We start from the raw sequence: 3,771 nt of genomic DNA on the forward strand, positions 1-3,771 counted from the left end.
TTTGACATCTACGATGGAGAAGCTTTGGCTTTAGTAGGTGAATCTGGATGTGGTAAAACAGTAGTAAGTAAATCTATACTTCAAATTTTACCTCAATCAGCAGTTATCAAAGAACCATCTTCAATTAAATATATGGATGAACAAGTTCTTAACATGGATAAGAAGAGATTAAGACAATACAAGGGTTCTGATGTATCAATGATATTCCAAGACCCTATGACTTCTCTTAATCCAACTATGAAAATAGGTAAACAAATTACAGAGTCTCTTTTATTGCACACTGATTTATCAAAAGATGAAGCTAAAAAAGAAGCTGTTAAATTGTTAAAGACTGTAAATATTCCTAATGCTGAAGAACGTGTTAAACAATATCCACACGAATTATCAGGTGGTATGAGACAAAGAGTTATGATTGCCATAGCATTGGCATGTAACCCTAATGTTATCTTGGCTGACGAACCAACTACAGCACTTGATGTAACTATTCAAGCCCAAATCTTGGATTTGATGAGAGAATTAAGAGATACTAAAAACACTTCTATAGTTCTTGTAACTCACGATTTAGGTGTAGTAGCTGACTTTGCAGACAGAATTCAAGTAATGTATGCCGGTGAAATCATGGAAACTGGTACTGTACAAGAAATATTTAAAGATGCACATCACCCATATACATGGGCATTGTTGATGAGCGTTCCAAGACTTGACTCATCAAAAGATAATGAATTGTATTCATTAGGTGGAACTCCACCAGATTTATTGATGGAAATTCCAGGATGTCCATTTGCGGCAAGATGTGATTATGCAATGCAAATTTGTAGAGAAAAGAAACCACCTGAAACAAGATACTCAGATCATCATGTTTGCAGATGTTGGTTAACACACGAACAAGCACCAAAAGTTGAAAGACCTTATTAGGAGTGAATTATGTCAGAAACTAACGTTATTAAAGATAAAAACATAGATTATTCAAACAGAGAAGTGCTTGTTGATTTAGAAAACTTGGATAAGTTTTTCAAAGTTGGTAAGAACAAGACTTTAAAAGCTGTTGAAAATGTAAATTTAAAAATATATAAAGGGGAAACTTTCGGACTTGTAGGAGAATCTGGATGTGGTAAAACTACATGCGGAAGAACAGTTATTAACTTATACGAACCTACAAACGGTAAAGTTATTTATGAAGGAAAAGATACTTCAAAATTGAGTGGAAAAGAAAAACAATCTTTCAAGAAAAAAGCTCAAATGATTTTCCAAGACCCATACTCATCACTTGATTCTAAGATGACAATTGGTGATATCATTGGAGAAGGTATCAGAGTTCACTTCCCTGAAATGAAAGAAAAAGATATTCAAAACAGAATTACAGAATTATTAAAAACTGTAGGACTTAACGCTGAACACGGAGCAAGATTCCCACACGAATTATCTGGTGGACAAAGACAAAGAATTGGTATTGCCAGAGCTTTAGCTGTTGAACCAGAATTTATCGTATGTGATGAACCTATCTCTGCGCTTGATGTAAGTATTCAAGCACAAGTTGTTAACTTACTTATTGAATTACAAAGAGAAAAGAAATTAACTTATTTATTCATTTCTCACGATTTATCAATGGTAAAACACATTTCAGATAGAATAGGCGTAATGTATTTGGGTAGTATGGTCGAAGTATCTTCTAACACTAAGATTTATAATCAACCACTTCACCCTTACACTAAAGCATTGATTTCTGCAATTCCTATTCCAGATCCAGATGTTTCAAGCGAAGGACGTGTTAAATTACAAGGAGAAATTCCTTCACCAATTAATGCGCCAGAAGGATGTAAGTTCTGTACAAGATGTAATTATGTAATGGAAATCTGTAAAAAAGACAGACCTGTATTACAAGAAGTAGCAGATAAACACTTTGTAGCTTGTCACTTATTCGATAAAGGATTAGACGAAGGTATAAGAGCTATGAAAGAACAAGATACTAAGCTTAGTCGTGCACCTCAATCTGAAGTTCAAGAAAATGTTGAAGAAACAACAGCTGATCAACAAATGGATAAGAGATTAGATGACGAAGCAAAAGCTAGAAATATCGACTCTACAGGAATGACAAAATAAATTATATTCCCCGCCATGTGCGGGGTTTTGTTTTGCCTAAAATTCAAACACAATATCAAATATATGATAAAATAATCATTGGTGTTAAAATAAATTTATAATTACACCATAGTAAATTTGCTATGATATAATAAATTGAGAGGGGAATTATGATTAAGAATATAATATTTGATCTTGATGGTACTATTACTAATTCCTATGAGGGAATTGTAAATGCTGTTAAGTTTAGTTTGGATAAAATAAATTTTAAATACGATGAAAGTAAGCTCATATCTTTTATAGGACCACCTTTGAAAGACAGTTACATGGAGTTGGGATTTAGTGAGACTGAATCCAAAGAAAGAATTGAAGATTTCAGGGATTACTATTTCGAAAAAGGCATGAAGGAAATGGAACTCTACGATGGAATTGTAGAAACTATACAACAATTTTATGATGATGGATATAAAATCTACTTGGCTACAAGCAAAGTTGAATCTTCAGCCAGAAAAATTCTTTCGGATAATAATTTGTTGAAATATTTTTCATATACTGCTGGTGCGACTATGGATCAATCTAGAGTTGAAAAAGAAGATGTAATAGCTTATTTAATTGATAAAACTGGTATAAAACCAGAAGAATCGATTATGGTTGGAGACAGACATCACGATATTGAAGGGGCAAGACTTAATAATATTAAAGCAATAGCTGCAGGATATGGATTTGGAAATGCAGACGAATACGAAAATTCTGTTTATGTTGCAGAAAAACCAATTGATGTGTATCAATATGTGATTAATCAAAATGATAGGTGATTTGAATGGTTAATAATATTAAAAATACGGTTATAGAATTTTCAAAACAAAATGAAGAAGTTAGAAGCCTTATAGAAACGGGAAGAAGACTTAATCCTACTTTAAAAAAGGACGAAAACACTGATTATCACTTTGTTTTCGGCGTTAGTGATTTTGAAAAGTTTAAGGATTCACATTTCATTGAAAACTTATTCGGCGATGTGTTGATGTTAGAAAAATCTGACAAATTAACTTATACGAATAAAATTAATCCGCACAACATAAGCTACACAATAGTGCTAAATGATATTTCTAAAATCAGAATATTTTTCATAAAAGAAAACACGATGCAAGCTTATATTAATGAAGATAGTCAATCAGAAATTTTGGTAGACAAAGACCAAGTTTTAGTTGGAAATAGCACGAAATCAGACGTCTGTTTTAGACATTTAAAGCCAACTAAACATGAATTTGAATCACTTGTTAATCAAATGTTCATAAATTCATTGAATGTTGCGAAAGGCTTGTACAGAAAGGAAGAAATCTACGCCATTCAAATGTTTTATCATGTCAGAGAAAACGTAGATAAAATGACTGGTTACTACATTGGTAGCAATTACGACTTCAATGTAAATATTGGATACAACTACGAATACATCAAGACTTATCTTCCAAAAGATCATTACGAAAGATATTTGCAAACATATCCACTTCCAGAATTAGAAAATTTGTGGAGTACATTGTTTAAATCGTGTGATCTATTCAGAAAACAGGGACTTCACGTGGCAGAGCTTTTGGGATATGAATATCCTAAGAGAGTTGACCGCGATATAATGCAAAAAATTAGAGATATATGGCAAAGATCGTACGATTAAAAAAACTGGTTTGTACAAACCAG

At 32.5% G+C, this 3,771-nt stretch carries 4 protein-coding genes; all 4 read left to right on the forward strand.

Annotated elements, in window-relative coordinates:
* On the forward strand, nucleotides 1-915 hold a 915-nt coding region (locus KHW44_RS07375; RefSeq protein WP_304067845.1), incomplete at its 5' end, for an ABC transporter ATP-binding protein.
* A gap of 9 nt (nucleotides 916-924) precedes the next feature.
* The gene (locus KHW44_RS07380; protein ID WP_304067848.1) at nucleotides 925-2,100 is read left to right on the forward strand and encodes an ABC transporter ATP-binding protein; all 1,176 of its coding nucleotides are present in this window, start codon (nucleotides 925-927) and stop codon (nucleotides 2,098-2,100) included.
* Between the two features lie 149 nt (nucleotides 2,101-2,249).
* Entirely contained in the window at nucleotides 2,250-2,894 is a 645-nt protein-coding gene (locus KHW44_RS07385) for an HAD hydrolase-like protein (RefSeq protein ID WP_304067850.1), read from the forward strand.
* Nucleotides 2,895-2,899: 5 nt separating this feature from the next.
* Nucleotides 2,900-3,748, forward strand: coding sequence for an aminoglycoside 6-adenylyltransferase (locus tag KHW44_RS07390; RefSeq protein WP_304067853.1), 849 nt, complete (start codon nucleotides 2,900-2,902; stop codon nucleotides 3,746-3,748).
* Nucleotides 3,749-3,771 lie beyond the last annotated feature (23 nt).

The organism is Finegoldia magna, assembly GCF_018371055.1.
Classification (GTDB): Bacteria; Bacillota; Clostridia; order Tissierellales; family Peptoniphilaceae; genus Finegoldia; species Finegoldia magna_I.